The sequence below is a fragment of the Ignavibacteria bacterium genome, assembly GCA_016707005.1.
GTDB lineage: Bacteria > Bacteroidota > Ignavibacteria > Kapaibacteriales > Kapaibacteriaceae > UBA10438.
The window spans coordinates 1,238,941-1,257,628 of sequence record JADJIQ010000005.1; the positions used below are offsets into that span (position 1 = coordinate 1,238,941).

Genomic DNA, 18,688 nt, shown 5'->3' on the forward strand with positions numbered 1-18,688 from the left:
TTCTCATCTGGTGATTCATGCAAAAACTCCTTTTCATATTCCTTTGCATGACCTTCTTTGCAAGTGCACAAACAAGTACAGTGTTGGTGGACGCATTCACGAACTCACATTGTTCTCCATGTGCGGGAATGCATAACGCAGTGAACACGTCGATTAGTGGTACGTCTCGTGCCGCCAATGTGATTGTTGTCTACTACCACTGGAGTACGTACCTAGACGATCCAATCTATCAGGCAAATACAACCGAGCCCAAGCTGCGCGCAACATGGCTGGGTGGGGTGTCGGGTACGCCTACCACGTATTTTAATGGAGTTCGCCAATCCGGATCGTATAGTCAATGGCCGTCGGTCCTTGATGGTCTTATTGCGTCTGTTCCTGCCTATGCTATCGTGCCAGTTCTGACGTACACGGGAGACTCTTTGGTCCTTACGTACACGGCAACGCGCAACTCTCAGGATGGAATGTCAACCATATATGGCGTACTTGTGGAAGATGTTACTTACAAAGGACGCAATGGCGTGTCTGAGCATGACGGTTCCATGCGTGTTCTGCTAACGCCGGTAGCTGGCAATCCTCTTGATTTCAACACTGATAATGTTGCAACGGGACGTATTGCAATTGCGCGACAAGAACTCTGGGACATCTCGAAAGTGCGCGCAGTGGTTTCCATTCAAGATCCAGCAACAAAGAAGTCTCTTCAGGCCTCCCAAGTGATTGCGCAGATGGCTACTGATGTACAAGAAGAAACGTTCGTGGCTTCCGGTCCGGCAACTGTTTTGGTGGTCAATGTTAGTGGAGCTGTAATGTCGCGCCATGAGGGTTTGCAAATTGACAATGTTGATATCATATCACAGGTAACGAGGACATTGCCCTCGGGTGCGTACTTTGTGAGAATCGTTCGCGGGACTAGAGTGTCTGTTGTGCCGGTGTCTATTGCTAGATAGTTTATTCAAAACACGTGTATGCTCAAGAAGGACATTGAAACACAACAAACGGTCATGGTAAATACACTACCTAATGGAGTGTACTACTGCGTTGTACGATTCGATCATGGACTAAAATCATTTGCATTCGTAAGGCTGCCATGAGATCATATATAGTAGCTATGGCCATTCTCTATTGTTGTTTTCATTTGACGACTACTCGAGTGGTGGCGCAATGGGTAGTGCTTCCAATTAATCAAACCAATAAGCTGTCAGCCTCAAGCTTCCTTAATAAGGATATAGGCTTTGTTGCTGCAGGAAGGGAGATCCTTCGAACAGTTGATGGTGGTTTGCGTTGGACATCAGTGCCTGTATCAAATAGTGTGTGGTCTATAAGCGCGGCTAAACAAAGTCAGGTAGCATTTGCCGTAGGTGAGGCGATATACCGTACAATTGATGCAGGTGAAACGTGGGATAGTATTTACAAACAGGGTGAGACTGGCCTTTTTGGAAGCACGGTGGATGTAAGTTTCTCTTCAACAACCTACGGCTGTATACTAGGTAGCGTTCTTGAGTTTACTACGAATGGTGGCTCCTCGTGGAACGTTGGTGAAGCCGTACCACTGCCGTTTAGCGATCCCTTGAGTGTCTTTGCCCTTAGTGAACGTATTGCCTACGCTGGTGGATTCTTCTCGGAGTACATGGTCGGCGCTCTAATGAAGACGACTGATGGTGGTATAACGTGGAGACATATTATCAACCATCTGCCACCGTTCGGAGGTGCTCCTAATGGTATCCGTGCCATTCATTTCTTCAGCGAGAGTGTAGGGATCATTGCTGGCCCTTTAGATCCGCCACAGAGCCCAAGCCCCCCATGGAGGCCGCACGTACTTCGAACAAATGATGGCGGGCAGACTTGGCAAATGCCCGAGTATATATTCTGGTATGATGTAAACACCATCGCCTTCGCAGATTCCCTCCGCGGTTTTATCGGAGATGCCGCAGGCAACATCTACTCAACAACGGATGGTGGGATCACGTGGAAGAACGACAACGTGCCTTCTAGTGGCAGGTCTATTAATTCCATCTGTGTTGCAGGGGGCTCCAGGGTTTTCGCCGTTGGTGATAGCGGACTGATCCTCCGTTTTGATTTGCCTGTGTCTGTTGACGAACATTCGATCGCGGCATCCCCCTTACCGACACTGCGGCTACTTCCCAACCCGGCAACGGGGAGCGTTCGCGTAGAAACGGGCGGAGCAGAAATCGCTACTGTTAATGTTGTTGACATACTTGGTAAGGTGTTGGATGTGCCACGTTCAGGTGCAACACTTGATACGTCAATGCTGCCAGCGGGAATGTATGTGGTGATGGCTCGAGTTAACAATGCTGTAATGAGCGCTATGTTGATGATCTGCAATCCGTAACTCTCGTACATTGCGCTCATGCGCATCGTCATCATCGGCAATGGGGTAGCCGGCATCACGGCTGCACGTCACCTGAGAAAGCTTTCTGACCATGAGATCATCGTGGTGTCGGATGAAGCCCCATATCATTTCTCTCGTCCGGCCATGATGTATGTGTCGATGGGGCACATGACGCTTGATCAAACGAAGCCGTATGAAGATGGGTTCTGGAAGAAGAATCGCATTGAGCTGTTACATGATGCTGTGACGTCGATCGGACATGCCGAAGGGCCGTTTCATTCTGTTGAGCTTCAGTCCGGTTCTTCCATTGATGCAGACATCATCATCTTCGCCACGGGTTCGCAGCCGGCTTGGTACAACTGGCATGGAGAACATCTTCCGGGTGTGCAGGGCTATGTGAGTAAGCACGACCTCGATCTTCTGGAACGGAATCTTGTTGGAGCCCGAAATGCTGTGGTAGTAGGGGGCGGACTTATCGGGATCGAAGCGGCAGAAGTGCTGCACTCGCGAGGACTTCACGTGTCAATGCTGGTTCGTGAAAGTACGTTCTATCGCAAGGTCTTTCCGGCCGACGAATCGGAGATGGTCACGGAGCATATCGCACGTAGTGGTGTTGATCTCCGCTGTGGAACCAATCTCGAGAGAATCGTTGCGGGCGACAATGCTGCACGAGTTGATCATGTGGTTACATCTTCTGGTGAGAGCATCCGTGCTGATCTTGTGGTCCTCGCTACAGGCGTAAAGCCACGGATCGATCTAGCGCAAATGTCCGGCATCGCGGTATCACGAGGCATCCTCGTTACTGATCGATTTGAAACGTCGGTACCAAACATCTATGCCATTGGCGACTGTGCGGAGTTCGACCATGGAGTTGAACAACTGTGGTATACAGCCCGTGCACATGGTGAACACCTCGCACGTGTGATCACACAAGGTGATGGAGCCTATACGAGAGGCATCTACTTCAACTCAGCAAAGTTCTTCGATCTCGAATGGCAGATCTACGGTACAGTGCCGGCTGCTTCTACGGATGCAACATCCGTCTTCTGGCGAGACGCTGCGAGCGAACGCTGTCTTCGCATCGCCCACAACCACGGAACGGTCATTGGCATCCATGCCATTGGTATCAGACTTCGTCAGGACGTGTGTGAGCGGTGGATACTGGAAGGCCAGTCTGCTGCGGTGGCAACAAAGGAGATACAAAGCGCCATCTTCGATCCGGAATTCTCACGAAAGGTCACGATATGAGTCTCGTGCAATTGACCGTGCCGGATTCCATGCGCAACCATGGAACCATGTGGTCGAAATGGAAACATCGGGGATTGCCAGCCTATTTCCTGGCCTTACTCTTCACCGGATTCTATGTTCTCGTGTATTGGTTCCCGGAGCCGCTGAAGCCCCTTTTCAGTCTTCTCGACCCGCTGTCGAATGTCCTGCGCGGAAGTGCAGCGGACCACTGGTTCCTGTATGGGACGGTCTATACAGTAGCGGTGATCGTGATGGGTATCCGTATGCTGATCCGGTATCGCACACAACGCTATCACATCTATCGCACGTTGACCTTGATGGCAGTGCAGCTCATGCTGTCGTATCTCATACCGGCTTTGCTGATGAGGATCGGCAGCAAGGAATTCTACTTCAGCTACTTCTGGCCACTCAAACCTGAGTACCTCTTCCCGTCGAGCATTACAGCGCTCGTGCAAAGCAATGACGGACTGCTCATGTTCATGGGATTCTGGACGATCGCCATGACGGTGATTGCTACTCCTGTGCTCACCTACTTCTATGGCAAACGTTGGTATTGTTCCTGGGTGTGCGGATGTGGCGCATTGGCCGAGACAGCGGGCGATCCGTTTAGGCAGAACAGCAACAAGACACTCGCAGCCTGGAAGATCGAACGGTGGATGGTGCATTCCGTCCTTGCTTCCGTTATTGCGATCACTGGACTGCTATGGTGGGCTAATGTCGATCCCACATCGCCCCTTGCCTCCTTTGCTCAGGGGGCTAATCGTGTGTATGGGTTTCTGATCGGGTCGGTCTTCTCAGGCGTGATCGGAGTTGGCTTCTATCCGCTGCTTGGATCTCGTGTGTGGTGTCGGTTCGGATGCCCAATGGCCGCCGTTCTCGGGATCCTCCAGAAATACGCCTCGCGCTTTCGCATCACAACCAACGGCTCGCAGTGTATCTCGTGCGGAAACTGCAGCACCTATTGCGAGATGGGCATCGACGTACGCGCCTACGCCCAACGAGGCGAAGACATCAAACGCGCCTCCTGCGTCGGCTGCGGCGTCTGCGCCACCGTCTGCCCCCGCGGCGTCCTCAAACTCGAAAACCGTTAGCACACTAGCACATTAGCACATTAGCAGATTAACACAATGAGAACAAACATCTCCTCCGGCGCCCCATGGGAATCCATTGTTGGCTATAGTAGAGCCGTGCGTGTTGGCAACATGATCGAAGTTGCAGGCACAACTGCTGTCGACGGAGACCAGCTCGTTGGAGAAGGCAACGCGTATGAACAATCACGTTTCATCTTCGCGAAGATCCAAACAGCACTCGAGCAAGCAGGATCATCGATGCGTGATGTTGTACGAACACGGATGTACGTCACAACATCCAATGTGATCGACGACGTTCTCCGAGCCCATGGAGAGGTCTTCATGGATATCCGACCGGTGGCAACCCTTGTCGTTGTAAGTGCACTTATCAACGACAAGCTCCTTGTTGAGATCGAAGCATCTGCCATCATCGATCCAGATCGCAGCGTATAATGATCGATACCTTTTCACTCCCCGTTTGGTGGGATCTCACTGCTACGTTCCTCCATGCGTTGGTAGGCACTCGGTTTGCCATCATGCGTGGCTATGACGTTGTTGGTGTGTTGATGATCTCGTTGATCGTAAGTGTGGGAGGGGGCTTGTTGCGCGACATCCTCCTTCAAGCCGGGCCGCAGGTAGCCCTTCGCGATCCGATGTATACTGCCATGGCCTGGGGAGCGGCCGTTGTAGGTCTTGTTCTATACAAGAAGGTCCCACGTTTGCAGCGCATGATCGATGTAGTAGATGCGCTCTCCATCGGACTCTATGGCGTGTATGGTGCCCAGAAAAGTATGAGCTTCGGCCTCGGACTTCTCGGTGCGATCTTCGTTGGAGTCCTCAATGCGATAGGGGGAGGCATCCTGCGCGATATCATCGTTCGAAACGAGCCCGAAGTCTTTCGTCCCGGAACCTTCTATGCTGTTGCTGCCATTGTAGGCGTGACATGCTTCGTAACTCTCTCAAGAATTCTCTCCGTGGACGCAGACATCGCCGCTGCCACCAGCATCGGAGTCACTGTTACGATCCGAATGCTCGCCCTCCGCTTCGGCTGGAAAACCAAAACGCTCGCTTAGAGAAGGCGCTTAGAGAAGGCGCTTGCAGAAGGCGCTTGCAGAAGGCGCTTAAAAAGGCGCTTAAAAAGGCGCTTAAAAAGGCGCTTAAAAAGGCGCTTGAACAAGCCTAGAGGCGTAGCATCATACCCAGTGTAACACCTACGGACGTAGTTGGTGCAGACATCGTCACACTGGCAACGGACCGGTAGCCAGAGGTGTACAACGTGTATGATGCAATATCTGCTTCTGTAATCAATTGTTGGAGTCGGGCCTCCACGCGAAACTCCCATGATTGAGAGACTGGATATCGAATCCCACCTGAAAAGAGTACCGACAAGAATGGTCCGCCTAGGCCGGTGTCTGAATCCTGAGAAGAGAATGGCGCAGAAGCAGATTGTCCGCCCTCACTATACGTCTGCGTACCGGAAGCCCCGATCGTTGTTGATGTTGTAGATGAGAGCATCGCCCCAAAGCAGAAGAACGGATGAATTGTTGATCCTGAATCTGTCGGGCTGAACATAGCCATGATGGGAAGATCAAGGAACGTAGCATCCGTTGTCATAACCCCAGTTGCACTGATGATGCCATCGCCCGATGCGGCAGACCCGGCAAAGCCAACATCGCCGCCTACGGTCCGGATCTGTGGGTCAACTCGCAGACCCCACGTTCGAGTGAACATTCCTTCAAACGATAGACCGCCAACAAAACCCACTTGGCTGGATGTTGACGTCACGTTGCCGGTTGCCCCAATGCCACTTACCGGAAGATCCGCACCTACGCGTGGACCTACGTGACCAGATGCGCAGCCCACAAGTAGTGCCACGCAGAGAATGCAGATCTTATTGAGCATAGAATCTCTTTGCATCAGTTTTCATTTGGATGAGTGAAGGCTTCAGCAGATACATCATATGTCCGGCAGGGTAATACGTCATGCCAATGTTCTTCTGTAACGAACCAGGGAGCCCCATATGACTAAACGTGTATTCAGTACCATAGAACGGAGTTGCAAGATCATAATATCCATTGAGAACCCACACTCGAAGTGACGGATTCATTTGCATTGCCTCCCTCAGACTAGGGGCAACATTGAGATACTCGTTTTGAACATTTGAGAAATCCCACGGCCACACACGGCCTGTGAGAACTTCATATGGAAGTGTTGTGGAGACGTTGAGTTCACGAGAGAGATAGTCGTTGATGCACGTTGAGAAACAGCCGGCAATGGTAGGGTGGTGACTGGGATCGCGTTCCATGGAGTTGCCGAGCCTGTCGGAAACTGTTCCTTTGTACCGACTGTCGAACCGGCCAATAACAAGTGCTGAGTCGGCCAGTAGTTCTTGGCAATAGCGGAAGATCACTGGACGAAGTTCCGCCTTGTCGATGTATTCGCGTGTGAGTCCGGTGTAACGAGCGATGCGGTCGATCACCGCTGTACGCTCACTTGCACTAAGAGCGTTGCCCTTCATGAGTGCAACAGTATAGTCGCCCATGGCAAACGTGCGGGCCTGCTCAACGACCTGTTCGAGTGGCAAGGCTTGCATGTCTGCACTGAGTTTCTTGTGATACCATGCAGTTGCGGCATATGTTGGGAGAAATGTAGCAAACGGCAGGTCGTTGCCGTCCTTGAAGTCGATCGATTGGAAGTTGAGCACGGCACTCACGAGGATCACACCATTGAGATACATCCCATAGCGGTGTTGGAGATGTTCGGAGAGTCCACTAGCACGTGTCGTTCCGTACGACTCGCCGATCAGGTACTTCGGAGATGCCCAACGTTTGTTGTCGGAGATCCATCTGCGGATGAACTCACCCACCGACTCTATGTCTTGATTGTATCCGTGAAACTGTTTGGCATCCTTCTCCTCGTTGGCCCGTGAATAGCCAGTGCTCACAGGGTCTATGAAGACGAGATCTGTCATGTCCAGCCACGACTGATCGTTATCGACGAGTTTGTAGGGAGGGGGCAGTGTGGTCCCGTCGTCATTCATCGCAACTCTACGTGGCCCTAGGACACCCAGGTGCAGCCACACGCTCGAAGAACCGGGACCACCATTGAACGAGATGGTCACCGGACGTGTAGCCGGATCGGAAACCCCGGTCTTGGTGTAAGCGATGAAGAACACCTTCGCGCGTGGTGAGCCATCCTCCTTAAGCAAGGTGAGATGTCCGGCAGTGGCTTCATACGACACCTGAGCCCCGTTGATCGAAACGCTATGCTTCGTGGTGACCGGTGTTTGGAACAAGGCTGCCTTGGCGGCGGCAGAATCAGCGGCGTATACGGTGGAACAAACTATGCCGAGAGTCAGGAAGACGACGAGGAGTTTCATGGGCCATAGATGAAGTGTGAAGAGCGTAAGTTACAGCATGGACACGACGAATTCTCTCTCGGAAATGCAGAGTAAAATGCACGCGCTTCTCCGTGCTGGACGCCATGATGAGGCCTTTGCCTATGCAGATAAGGCTGAGGCATTGCAGACGCAGGAGTCTCGAGCCTTTGCCGCCTATGCTCGTGGTGTGATACACAGTGAGCGTGGTTCCTACCCGGATGCACTCGCACACCTACGTCAGTCCATAGAGCTGTTTCAGAGTGTTGGTGACGATCTCGGCGTTGCCCGTTCCAGCAGTATGGTGGGAAAGATCCATACAATGGTGGGAGACTATCCGTCAGCACTGATGGTGTTTCGTTCTGCGCTCGACTACTTTGAACGTGTTGGTGAGAAGCACTCCATGGCTCTTACACTAACAGGTATAGGTCATGTCCTCAATGGAACTGGAGAACACCAGAAGGCACTAGAGGTCTTCTACCGCGCATTGGCTCTTAGCACAGAGGCCGGAGACGCAACGAGTATGGCCGGTACGAGGTTAAACATTAGTTCTGCGTTGTTATACCTCGGTGACGTTGAGGGCGCTCACGACGAACTATGCGTGGCGAGGGATCTCTTCGTAGAACAAGGAGACGTTGCGAGAATTGCCATGATCGATGTGAATCTTTCGAATACACTTATCACACTTGGTAGACCTCAAGAGGCAGAGTCTGTTCTCCATCGTGTTGAAGTGAAGACGGTGGGAGATCCTGAGGTGCGATTCACCTATTATCAGTCGGTCGCTGCGCTGCGCGAGCTGTCAGGAGATTTCGAAGAAGCAATGCTGTCGTTCAGAAAGATGCTAGATCTTGCAGAGTCGTTAGGTATGCGCGCGCATGAGGCGCGCGTACACATTCAGCTCCGTGATCTCGCCAAGAAGCGCAACGACTTCGATGCCTATATCGAGCATAACGATGCGTATGTGAAGATCAACGAAGAGATCAAGGGGGCGGAAACAGCGCGGAAGATGTCACTCCAAGACAGGCAGCGTGAGCTCGATGTGATCGCACGAGAGCGAGAACGCGAGCGATCCGTCCTGTACTCAGCTCTTCCGCGTTCGATCGCCGATCGCGTGATCAATGGCGAGATCGTGAACGATCATATTAATGAAGCAGGTGTGATGTTCTTCGATATCGCAGGGTTCACGACCCTCTCTTCCGCTACTCCGGCTTCCGACGTCGTAGCCACACTTGGCGAGATCTTCTCGCGATGTGATGAGATCTGCGCGCAGCATGGCGTAACCAAAATCAAGACCATAGGCGATAGCTATATGGCCTTTGCACCAGTCCAACTGTCGCCGCTCGCCGCCGTTGCCAAGGATATCCGCTCCAGCATCTTCTTGTGGCCGGACGGAACACCTAGCGGAACACCCGTCCAATTGCGCATCGGACTCCACGTAGGACCCGTGGTTGCCGGAGTACTGGGTACAGAGCGACTCCAATACGATGTCTGGGGCGACACCGTCAACGTTGCCAGCAGAATGGAAAGCACTGGCGAGCCCGGCAAGATCCATGTCTCACAAGACGTGGTTGACCGACTCCAACATCTCCCCGATACATCGTTCATCTTCATTGAACGTGGTGAGATCGACGTAAAGGGTAAGGGGCGTATGAGAACGTATTGGATGCAGTGATGTCATCCCGAGCGTAGTCGAGGGACCTCGGAAGAAATGACGAAATGACGAAATGACTTTGTGACCATCGGAAGCAAACGTGCATTGGTATGGTGTGAGCAACAACGATCAGTTCCTCGAAGCCTACCGCGCCGTTCGGCGTGAGGTGGAGCGATTTGCGTTGTTCGTTGAACGGGATCGCGACAATGCTGCTGATCTGTTGCACAATGCACTCGTTTCTGCCTTGCGGGCATGGGGCAGGATAGGGGATGCCCCCTCACTAAAATCCTATCTCATATCCTCAATGCTGCGAATGCATCGTCGAGGAAAACGACATGCAGAGCGGTTCGAGATATCAGAGATGGATAGTCTGGTTGCTCCGGATGCACTGTCGCCGGAGGTTGCAGCAGACATGCGCATTGTTCGTGATGCGATCGCCATGCTACCTGATGCAGAGCGGATCCCATTCGTCCTGGCCGAGGTTGAAGGCTGGCCCTTGGCGGACATCGCAAAGGAGCTCAACATCGGACTATCTGCGGTGAAGATGCGAGTCAAACGCGGTCGAGACAAGCTCATTGCCTTGCTTCAGGAAAAACCAATGGTCACCGAGGAGACCCCCCATGTCTAATGAACGACTTAACTCTGCACTTCAATCCCTAAGCAACTCAGCCGTTAATCCCGAACTCATCTCAGACGAAATGATCACGGGGCTTCCCACACACCGATCAACCGTCACTTGGTGGTTGGCTGCACTCGGAGTAGTCGCAGTGATTGGTGTTGGGGTGTGGATGAACCGGGAAATGCACGATCACAATCAAGATGCAGTGCACACACTGCACTTGATGAGTGGTGCTGTTGGTCTGGGAGCTGACCAGCAACTTCCAGCTGCAGGTGTTACGACGTCCGACTCAGCTCGCTCTTTAAATGACGAAAGTCTTGATGCTCTTGATCCGAATTCTATCCTGGTACTCAATCTGAGTGATCAGGAGTTGGCAAAGTTGGGGATCAGTCGGAACAATGATACCGTCTATGTAACAATGCAATCGCTCGTTGTTGATGATACCTCGATTGCAAAGAAGCTCGGTTTGGAACCCGCCACGTTACGTGATTCGAGTGCGCTGTTTCATTGGCGTTGTTCAGCTACGCCAACGGGAGTAGATCATATTGTCCCAACGAGCTTCGACGGAACAAGGCTCGATCATCTGGTGCCCTTTTGGGTTCAATCGATTGACAGTAATAATCGCCTCGCGTATGTTAGGTACATTCAACAGGCGATTCTTGACAAGAGAACGAGGGATGAAGAGATAATGACAGAGATTCTTGAGCTCATGAACTCTGTATCTGTTGACTCGCTGGAATATGAAGCCCATGTACCCAACAACATTCTACCTCGCGATCGAAAGCCAATAATCGTCCAAGTCCACAATCGACAAGCTCGGCAGCGTGTGGCAATTCTGTATATGCCAACAAACAGGTTCATTGCAAGAATGCCGGCTAGGTTCCTCGATGCGATTCGTTTTTGCTACGATACATTTCAACCAAAAGTGCCCAAGCCCTATGTGCATCCGAAGGCAACGCCACGCCCTGAAGCAAACCTCATAAAGGTGGAGGGTGTGGTAGGTCAACCATTTGTGGAATTGACCGACGACCAACTTGTGAGATTTGGCATAGCGAGAGACTCCGTAACTGTGTTTCATCACTCGGCAGGCGCTACGCTCGACACAATGCTTACAAGCTACAGAAGATTCGAAACCATAAAAGATCATGCAAACTCATCTCCCTTCACGCAGTTTCACTATCGCAATGGAGTGATCTACCTTTCTAAAGACGGTGTAGAGAGAAGTACTGCTATTCAGCGTTGGTACCCAATCGCAACCCTCGCAACAGCAGAAGCTGAAGGCGTCAATGGTGTGTCCGCAGAGAAAACCCGCAGCACCTCAATAGCTTATCGAATTGTCTCTGGCACCAAGACGGGTTGGTATGCGGACTTCCCGCATGCTTCAGAGTTGGCTGAAAAAGTGGCGATTACTCTCGGCAACCGAGGGATTCCGTTGGACTCACTAGCATACTATTGGGTAGTGGAGAACGGAGTCAGTGTTCCGGTCACTCGTCTCCTTATCCCGATTCGGGTTTCGACTCCATGGGTTACGTCTATCCGTTTTGCAACGAGCCCACGAAGACTCACCCACGTATACTGGTACCTTCCAACGAAGGAAGTAACAGATTCGCTACCAGAGGAACTTGCAACATTTCTCAAGCCCGAATATGAGGCTGTCATGCGTTCGATTGAGGATAAGCTCTCCGCCGCCGAACTCTGCTCCCTCCTCGACAGACCATCGGCCTTCGGCCTTTGCTCAATCGGCGACACCACGCTTCGAATTGATGGCGTTGGCCCGATCCCTGCACGCGAATCGTTCACCGTCTTCCTGCAATGTTCCCTTGCTACAACAGCCACTGTCAAACTCATTAGTGATGATGGTCGTACCGTTATAGAGCGTTCGCAAATATCATTGGTGAAGGGGGCAAACCAGATCCCCATCCAACTAGCCGGACAGAACATTCCGCAAGGAGCATACACCGTTGTTGTTTCATGCGCAGAGGGTACGCGAACGTCGAGAGTGCTTCTAGCTACTCAGTAGGAATGTCTGAGAATCACGTCATCCGGTCTAGGTCCCTCGTCGCTACGCTCCTCGGGATGACGCTATCAGTGCAATGAGTTTGCAAAAGAAAGGCGAGCACCATCTAGGATGGTGCTCGCCTTTCTAGCAATAGATAATGAGCGGCGGCAGCGTCATCCCGAGGAGCGGAGTGACGAGGGACCTCGTTAGCGAACAGCGCCTTGTCCCTCGACCCTCCCTTCGGCAGGGCATGCTCCGCTCGGGATGACGTGCCTTTTCGCCCTTTCGCCCCTTCGCCCCTTCGCCTTGTCTCCCTACTCTGGACTATTCTCGCTTCTCAACGAGCTCATCTTCTCATTGATGAGGTCTTGTGAAGGGGCTTTGAATTCATCCATGAAGGGCGTGATGTCTGAGAACAGGCCCGACATCGTTTCGTTGTGGATGTACTTGGCCACTTCTTCCATGCTGCCGGTCTCGTTGAAGACGCGGAGCTGGCGGTCGGCACCGGAACCGTTCTCGAGGATGTGATAGACGTATTCGAGGTCCTTGCGAGATCCGAGGTCGTCAACCACATCGTCTACAAAGGCGAGGAGCTCAAGAATGAGTTCGCGAGCAGGCATCTCGCGCTGACGTCCGAAGTCGATGAGTTTTCCATCTAAGCCATATCGCACTGCTCGCCACTTGTTCTCCATGAGGAGACTTCTGCGATAGGAACGGAAGGAGAGGTTCTTTTCGTAGAGGGAGAAGAGTTTTGCTGCAATGGCCTGACACAACGCAGCTATGGCAATGGTTTCTTCTACGCGCATCGGGAGATCGCAAATACGAACTTCAAGTGTTGGGAAGTGTGGGTGCGGACGGATGTCCCACCAGATCTTCTTTGCGTTGTCGATGGAACCGGTCTGAATCAACAACTGCACATAACTCTCGTATTCTCTCCAGCTGGTAAACGAATCAGGGAGTGCGGTGCGTGGGAATCGTTCGAACACCTTTGAACGATAACTCTTGAGTCCGCTGTTCATCCCCATCCAGAATGGAGAATTGCTGGAGATGGCAAGAACGTGCGGCATGAAGTAGCGCATCTCATTCATGAGCTGGATCTGCGTCTCACGATTGGCGATGCCAATGTGGATGTGCATGCCGAAGATCAGAAGCGACCTGGCTAGCATCTGCATGTCCTCTACCATCACCTTGTACCGCTCGTCAGGGTAGATCTCTTGGTCCTGCCAACGTGCGAACGGGTGCGTACTCGCAGCGCCGATACGGAGACCGTTCTGCTGCGCAAGATGCGCAACAATGGAGCGGATCTTCGTTACCTCAAACTTTGCTTCGGTGGTGTTGTTGCAGATACCCGTGCCGATCTCCAACATCGAGCCATGCATCTCGGGCTTGATGTGTTCATGGAGCAACACCCGCCCCTTACTCAGGAGCTCAAGATTCACATGGGATTTGAGGTCGTACGTTGTGGGGTCGAGTACCATGTACTCTTCTTCGATGCCAAGCGTGAAGCTCGGACGTTCGTAGGGATTGGCAGGATCGAAGTTGACTCCGCCGTCTTCAACAGCCATGCTAGCCTCGTGGTACGTGTGTTGCCAAGATAGGGAGACGGCCTCCGCAGTGCAACCTCTACGCCGCTGTTTCGTTGTAATATTGTCTATGGCAGAATTCAGCATCGAAGGCAATGGTCGCCTCGAAAAGACGGCGATCTACTATAACGGCGAACAGCTCGACGGGGTGAAGGAGATCTTCCTCAACCTCGATGAAAATGGAGCGTTTGACGCCATCATTATGTACATCGGCACGGACGAAAAGCCGTACACAAAGAACGTCTTTGTGGACTACCTTGAGAATGTCCGCACGGAACCGCCGGGATTCACCGATGAAGAGGCGCGAGCGTTGTCTCTGTTTACTGTGATCAGCGAAGGCGACCTAGCGCAGACCACCATTCTTCGGAATAACGAAGAACAATTTGGGGTGGTAAGCGTCTATGTGCACATCAAGGCGCCGAGTATCCCTCAAGGAGGGGGCTTACGGGCGTTTTTTGGCGGTCAAAAAGAGATCCCCGACCATCCTGAATTCAAGGCGGAGATCGTCTACCGCGAAGACAATGGTGATCTCACCACAGAAGGACTTTTCTAATGAAACCACGTCGTACCCTTGCCATCATTGCCCTTGTAGTGGCCATGTTCACGATGGTCTTGCCACTCGACTCCTTGGCCCAACGCCGAGGAGGTGGTTCCTTTGGCGGTAGCCGAGGTGGAGGCCGGAGTTTCTCCAGTCCCCGTGGCGGAGGATCGTTTGGCGGATCTCGCCGTTCAGCACCGTCCCGACCTTCCACTGCTCCACGTTCCGGAAGTGGCTCGTCAGGCCGATACGGCAATGCTCCTACACAGCGGAATTCCTTCGGCGGCTCTCGCATGGGGTCTTCAAGCGATTATACAAGTCGCTATGGTACACCGCGCGCAACCACACGTCAGGCCGTGCCCGGCGCAGCCGGTACTACGAATTACACGGTGAACCGCTACGGCGGAATGGGTGACGGATTCATGATGGGCTACATGATGGGCTCCATCCCATGGTACTGGAGCATGCCGTTCCATCCGGCCTATTATTACTCCCGTCCGTACACCGCAGTGAACCCAGACGGAACAACGGCCATCTATCCCGGTACCTTCCAGTGGGGAACATTGTTCTTCACACTCTTGCTGATAGGGGGCGTGTTGTTCATCCTCTATGTGTGGATGAAGAACCGCCGTCGCAAGCGCCTCGGCTTTGCATCGAGTTCATCGTCGTATGATGACGTTGATGATGCCGGAGCCAAATCGAGCTTCATGTGATCGAATGACAAAATGAAAAAAAAGCCCGAGGTGAGAACCTCGGGCTTTTTTCTTTTTTGCTAGCAGTATACAGTTATCTCGCGATAACGATCGGCAACGTACGAACACCAAGTCCGTGAATGAGAAGCAGGTGATACGTACCCGAGGCAAGCCCCCTAACATCAAGAGATGTGGTGCCCGGTTCCAGCTGTCCGCGATAGAGGATCGTGCCGTTTGAAGAGACCAACGTTGCTTGCATCGGGACGTATCCTCTGATCGATAGGTCATTGCTTGCCGGGTTGGGCCACACATTCACCGGACCGATAGCAGCCATATCCTCTTGTACGGAGGTAGAGGGTGATACCTGCGCAAACAGCGGAAGTTCGATAACGGACGGAGTGCCGTCTGATGTCACGCGAAGTTTCCCTGTGTAAAGTCCTGTATCAGAGGCTGTACAACGCATCGGCACACTAACACTGCCTCCCGCTGGAATCGTGGTCTTGGGTGTAGCAGTGATCGAAAAGGAGGGGGCTGGTGTTGATCCTTCATGGATGATCTCATACTGAGAAACGAGCACGTCACTGGTGCCAACATTGCGAATTGTTGCAGTGCGGTTACGCGATTGGCCTGGCTCCATGGTTCCAAAACCAACCTGCGATGAGGTGAACTCGGGAAGTTTAGAACCGTTCGGGCCTGAGTACCGATATTGGAGCAACGAGATGAACTCGCCGCTCAGGAATACCGACGGTCTATCCAGCATGATGGCCTTTGACATGAGTACCGTGCCAGCAGCCTGGCTCAGTACTGGCTGCCAGTCTGCACCGTTGTTGTCAGAACCAAACACCTCGCCATTCGATCCGATCAACAGATGGTGATCATTGCCGGCATCCACACGAACAGGCGTGATGCCAAGGGCGAGGTTCGCAGCGCCTTGTTTCCAGTTTGCACCACCATTCGATGTAGAAGCAACTCTGAAAGGGGCATCATTTGCAATGCCGGTACGATAAAGGACGATGCCGTTGGAGCTGTCTCTGAAGGCAACAGAAACAATGACGGAACCAGATGCGCCGATCGTTCCTTGTGACCACGTAGTTCCCTTGTTTAACGAAGAGATCACTCTTCCGGTCGATGTGCCAAACCACACAGCATCACCTCTGAAGTAGACGGCACCTCGATTGATGCGTTCACTGCCATTGGACAGTGGAGCCGTGCCAACGGCGGTCCACGTACCACCATTATTCGTCGTTTTCACGACGCCGAATTTCCCGCCGACCGGATTGCCGACTGCGAGGCCATTCTGAGCGTCAAACATGCGAATGCCCTCTACCGAGGCCATTGAAGCACTGACGTTGATGCCACTCCAAGAAGATCCGCTCGTTGTTGAGCGAGATATTGTTGGGACATTGCTTGATGAACCGCCGATAAAGACGGTACTCGTACTAACGGCTTCGAGTGCTGTGGCTACAAACGGAGTAGCTTGGTAGCCACCGCCACCGGACTGCGTGCCAATGAGGATAGCGCGTTGACCGTACAATGAGCCGGTTGCAAACAGCGTTCCATCTGATGTGTAATCAAACTGATCCCAACTTGAAGATGGGATCTGAACGAGAGCGGAGAAGTCGTTTGTTGTTGGAAGATCAACCGGGATCATCACTGGTTCGTAGTTGATGTACGATCCGCTGGTCATCGTCAAGCCAACCTCGATGTTGGACTGATACCAAGGATAAGATGGATCCAACTGTACGTCGAACGAGCCACTGACTTCGCCATTGCGTGCAATTGCACCGAGGGAGATCGACGCCGTGCCGAAGTACTTCACTCTTGGATCATTCAAGCGAGGAACAACAGTGACCGATGCTGCATCGGCCAAGACGTTCTTGATCGTGAAGTTCACCGTGGTGCGTGCATAGGAAGTGATCTTCCCGGATCCAGACCCACCAATGCTAAGACCCTTCATCATTAGACCAGGCATACGCTCACCGCTTGTGAACGATGTGTTGACCTTCACCGCACGTTCAGCATTCACTCTGCCCCAATACATAGGACGAGTGTCGATGGTTACACCAATGAGCGGATCAACTGTGCCACGGATCTGTGCAGCGATCATCTCCGGCGTCCAATCGGAATGCACGGCTTTCACAAGCGCTGCAACGCCAGATGTAAGGGGGCTAGAGAATGATGTGCCGGTGAGTCCGCGATACTGATTGTTCGGATACGTGCTGAGGATGTTCTCTCCCGGAGCATACACATCCACATTCCGTCCATAGTTGGAGAAATTGGACACGCGATCTGATACAGAACAGGAACCAACAGCGAAGACCCCGTCAAGGCTGGCAGGCGATTGCAGATACGTCTCATTGTTGAGACCGTCATTGCCAGATGCTGCAACAACCAAGGATCCCTTTGCGGTTGCATAGTCAATAACGTCCTGTGCGCCGGGGTCGATACCCGAACCACCCCATGAACAATTGATGATATGCGCGCCGAGGTCTGCTGCATACGCAATTGCCGGATATCCCTGAAGGATGCCGCCAAAGTTGGCATTATCCGAACCACATTTGATAGGGATGATCTTACAATTGAAGCCGGGACTTGCAACGCCCTTAGCATTGTTTGTCACAGCACCCGAACAGCCCCCTACAACAGTACCGTGGGCAGTATTGTCCGTGATCGTTCCGTTAACGCGTGGGTCATTGTCTGGACGGACGATGCCATTTTGGGCATCAGCTACGGAGATGTTCCCTACAAAATCCCACCCTCGAACATCGTCGATGAATCCATTGGAGTCATCGTCAATGCCGTTGTTCGCGATCTCCTTAGGATTCATCCAGATGTTTCCGGAGAGATCTTCGTGCTGCCAGTCCGTTCCCGAGTCAATGATCGCGATGATAACCGTGGCAGCACCCTTCGTTACGTCCCAGGCCTTGTCCACCTTCATTGAGCCCATCCACGGCTGCTGGCTGTAGCGCGTGTCATTCGGGGCATAGAAGAGCTTGTGTGTATACATCGGGATGGCGTATTCTACCTCCGGGTCGTCCATAAGCCGTGCGCATGCATCGAACGGGTCTATGGCATCTGTGTAGCGAATGAGATACACGCGGTCGAGACCGATCTCCCGCGCCAGATTTCCATCATTGACACGTGGATATGCCGAATTCACATCTGCCACATTGAGCACCTCAAGCGAACGGTTGACCGTACTGCCGGGGATCGTTGATTGACTTTTTGCAACGCCGTGTGCAGCCCGGGTCTTGACTACAACGATCCCGGGCACGTAGCTGCCGGGAGTTGTGCGTCGGATGACCGTGTTCGAAACGGACCGTTCAACACCGTTGGGCAAGGAGACCGGTGCACGCCGCACCACGTATGCATCCTGTCCCGGCAAAAGCCCGGCTGAAAGGTTCACGGTTGTCGCTACAACAGCGATCAATAAAAGGAGTGCAATTCTCATGGCTCAATTTGATATGTCTGTGATCTCTGCAAGAGCATTTGGGTAACCTGCATGTTACTGAAAACCCCAGTTTTTCCTGAGGATGATTTCGGTCATTGCCAGAAACTCGCTTCG

15 protein-coding genes are annotated in these 18,688 nt (G+C 52.6%); 11 read left to right on the forward strand and 4 right to left on the reverse strand.

Annotation, left to right across the window (positions count from 1 at the left end):
* The first annotated feature begins 47 nt into the window (after window positions 1-47).
* The 6 genes from IPI29_13640 (at window position 48) to IPI29_13665 (ending at window position 5,738) form a co-directional block, all read left to right on the forward strand.
* The gene (locus tag IPI29_13640; GenBank protein ID MBK7413591.1) at window positions 48-944 is read left to right on the forward strand and encodes a hypothetical protein; all 897 of its coding nucleotides are present in this window, start codon (window positions 48-50) and stop codon (window positions 942-944) included.
* Window positions 945-1,084: 140 nt separating this feature from the next.
* Window positions 1,085-2,347, forward strand: coding sequence for a T9SS type A sorting domain-containing protein (locus IPI29_13645; protein ID MBK7413592.1), 1,263 nt, complete (start codon window positions 1,085-1,087; stop codon window positions 2,345-2,347).
* Window positions 2,348-2,365: 18 nt separating this feature from the next.
* The gene (locus IPI29_13650) at window positions 2,366-3,595 is read left to right on the forward strand and encodes an FAD-dependent oxidoreductase (protein ID MBK7413593.1); all 1,230 of its coding nucleotides are present in this window, start codon (window positions 2,366-2,368) and stop codon (window positions 3,593-3,595) included.
* A gap of 29 nt (window positions 3,596-3,624) precedes the next feature.
* The gene (locus IPI29_13655; protein ID MBK7413594.1) at window positions 3,625-4,686 is read left to right on the forward strand and encodes a 4Fe-4S binding protein; all 1,062 of its coding nucleotides are present in this window, start codon (window positions 3,625-3,627) and stop codon (window positions 4,684-4,686) included.
* A 36-nt stretch (window positions 4,687-4,722) separates the two neighbouring features.
* The gene (locus tag IPI29_13660) at window positions 4,723-5,118 is read left to right on the forward strand and encodes a RidA family protein (protein MBK7413595.1); all 396 of its coding nucleotides are present in this window, start codon (window positions 4,723-4,725) and stop codon (window positions 5,116-5,118) included.
* The gene (locus IPI29_13665) at window positions 5,118-5,738 is read left to right on the forward strand and encodes a TRIC cation channel family protein (protein ID MBK7413596.1); all 621 of its coding nucleotides are present in this window, start codon (window positions 5,118-5,120) and stop codon (window positions 5,736-5,738) included. The genes IPI29_13660 and IPI29_13665 overlap by 1 nt, the downstream gene beginning before the upstream one ends.
* A 106-nt stretch (window positions 5,739-5,844) precedes the next feature.
* Here the strand turns inward: IPI29_13665 and IPI29_13670 are convergent, their stop codons facing one another.
* Both IPI29_13670 and IPI29_13675 read right to left on the reverse strand, forming a co-directional pair.
* Window positions 5,845-6,582 (reverse strand): hypothetical protein, encoded by a 738-nt coding sequence (locus tag IPI29_13670; GenBank protein ID MBK7413597.1) that lies wholly within the window; start codon window positions 6,580-6,582, stop codon window positions 5,845-5,847.
* On the reverse strand, window positions 6,557-8,044 hold the full coding sequence (locus tag IPI29_13675) for a peptidase S10 (GenBank protein MBK7413598.1): 1,488 nt from the start codon (window positions 8,042-8,044) through the stop codon (window positions 6,557-6,559). The genes IPI29_13670 and IPI29_13675 overlap by 26 nt, the downstream gene beginning before the upstream one ends.
* Before the next feature lie 37 nt (window positions 8,045-8,081).
* On the opposite strand from IPI29_13675, the gene IPI29_13680 reads away from it, so the two are divergent.
* The 3 genes from IPI29_13680 to IPI29_13690 all read left to right on the forward strand — a co-directional run bounded on the left by IPI29_13680 (window position 8,082) and on the right by IPI29_13690 (window position 12,331).
* Window positions 8,082-9,713, forward strand: coding sequence for a tetratricopeptide repeat protein (locus tag IPI29_13680; GenBank protein MBK7413599.1), 1,632 nt, complete (start codon window positions 8,082-8,084; stop codon window positions 9,711-9,713).
* A 79-nt stretch (window positions 9,714-9,792) separates the two neighbouring features.
* Window positions 9,793-10,320: an RNA polymerase sigma factor gene (locus IPI29_13685; protein MBK7413600.1), complete on the forward strand. Its 528-nt coding sequence runs from the start codon at window positions 9,793-9,795 to the stop codon at window positions 10,318-10,320.
* Window positions 10,313-12,331, forward strand: coding sequence for a hypothetical protein (locus IPI29_13690; GenBank protein MBK7413601.1), 2,019 nt, complete (start codon window positions 10,313-10,315; stop codon window positions 12,329-12,331). The genes IPI29_13685 and IPI29_13690 overlap by 8 nt, the downstream gene beginning before the upstream one ends.
* A gap of 293 nt (window positions 12,332-12,624) precedes the next feature.
* On the opposite strand, the gene IPI29_13695 is transcribed toward IPI29_13690, so the two are convergent.
* Complete coding sequence (locus IPI29_13695) at window positions 12,625-13,875, reverse strand: carboxylate-amine ligase (protein ID MBK7413602.1); 1,251 nt, start codon at window positions 13,873-13,875, stop codon at window positions 12,625-12,627.
* An 88-nt stretch (window positions 13,876-13,963) separates the two neighbouring features.
* Here IPI29_13695 and IPI29_13700 point away from each other — a divergent pair, with 88 nt between their 5' ends.
* Both IPI29_13700 and IPI29_13705 read left to right on the forward strand, forming a co-directional pair.
* Window positions 13,964-14,446: a hypothetical protein gene (locus IPI29_13700; protein ID MBK7413603.1), complete on the forward strand. Its 483-nt coding sequence runs from the start codon at window positions 13,964-13,966 to the stop codon at window positions 14,444-14,446.
* Window positions 14,446-15,144, forward strand: a complete 699-nt coding sequence (locus tag IPI29_13705) for a hypothetical protein (GenBank protein ID MBK7413604.1) — start codon at window positions 14,446-14,448, stop codon at window positions 15,142-15,144. Before IPI29_13700 ends, IPI29_13705 begins: the two co-directional genes overlap by 1 nt.
* A 73-nt stretch (window positions 15,145-15,217) precedes the next feature.
* On the opposite strand, the gene IPI29_13710 is transcribed toward IPI29_13705, so the two are convergent.
* Window positions 15,218-18,574: a S8 family serine peptidase gene (locus IPI29_13710; protein MBK7413605.1), complete on the reverse strand. Its 3,357-nt coding sequence runs from the start codon at window positions 18,572-18,574 to the stop codon at window positions 15,218-15,220.
* Window positions 18,575-18,688: the final 114 nt, after the last annotated feature.

Coding starts and splice junctions, on each gene's coding strand:
- IPI29_13690 (MBK7413601.1), top strand. CDS start 10,313: ATGTCTAATGAACGACTTAACTCTGCACTTCAATCCCTAAGCAACTCA.
- IPI29_13650 (MBK7413593.1), top strand. CDS start 2,366: ATGCGCATCGTCATCATCGGCAATGGGGTAGCCGGCATCACGGCTGCA.
- IPI29_13660 (MBK7413595.1), top strand. CDS start 4,723: ATGAGAACAAACATCTCCTCCGGCGCCCCATGGGAATCCATTGTTGGC.
- IPI29_13700 (MBK7413603.1), top strand. CDS start 13,964: ATGGCAGAATTCAGCATCGAAGGCAATGGTCGCCTCGAAAAGACGGCG.
- IPI29_13665 (MBK7413596.1), top strand. CDS start 5,118: ATGATCGATACCTTTTCACTCCCCGTTTGGTGGGATCTCACTGCTACG.
- IPI29_13680 (MBK7413599.1), top strand. CDS start 8,082: ATGGACACGACGAATTCTCTCTCGGAAATGCAGAGTAAAATGCACGCG.
- IPI29_13655 (MBK7413594.1), top strand. CDS start 3,625: ATGCGCAACCATGGAACCATGTGGTCGAAATGGAAACATCGGGGATTG.
- IPI29_13705 (MBK7413604.1), top strand. CDS start 14,446: ATGAAACCACGTCGTACCCTTGCCATCATTGCCCTTGTAGTGGCCATG.
- IPI29_13645 (MBK7413592.1), top strand. CDS start 1,085: ATGAGATCATATATAGTAGCTATGGCCATTCTCTATTGTTGTTTTCAT.
- IPI29_13675 (MBK7413598.1), bottom strand. CDS start 8,044: ATGAAACTCCTCGTCGTCTTCCTGACTCTCGGCATAGTTTGTTCCACC.
- IPI29_13670 (MBK7413597.1), bottom strand. CDS start 6,582: ATGCAAAGAGATTCTATGCTCAATAAGATCTGCATTCTCTGCGTGGCA.
- IPI29_13710 (MBK7413605.1), bottom strand. CDS start 18,574: ATGAGAATTGCACTCCTTTTATTGATCGCTGTTGTAGCGACAACCGTG.
- IPI29_13695 (MBK7413602.1), bottom strand. CDS start 13,875: ATGGCTGTTGAAGACGGCGGAGTCAACTTCGATCCTGCCAATCCCTAC.
- IPI29_13640 (MBK7413591.1), top strand. CDS start 48: ATGACCTTCTTTGCAAGTGCACAAACAAGTACAGTGTTGGTGGACGCA.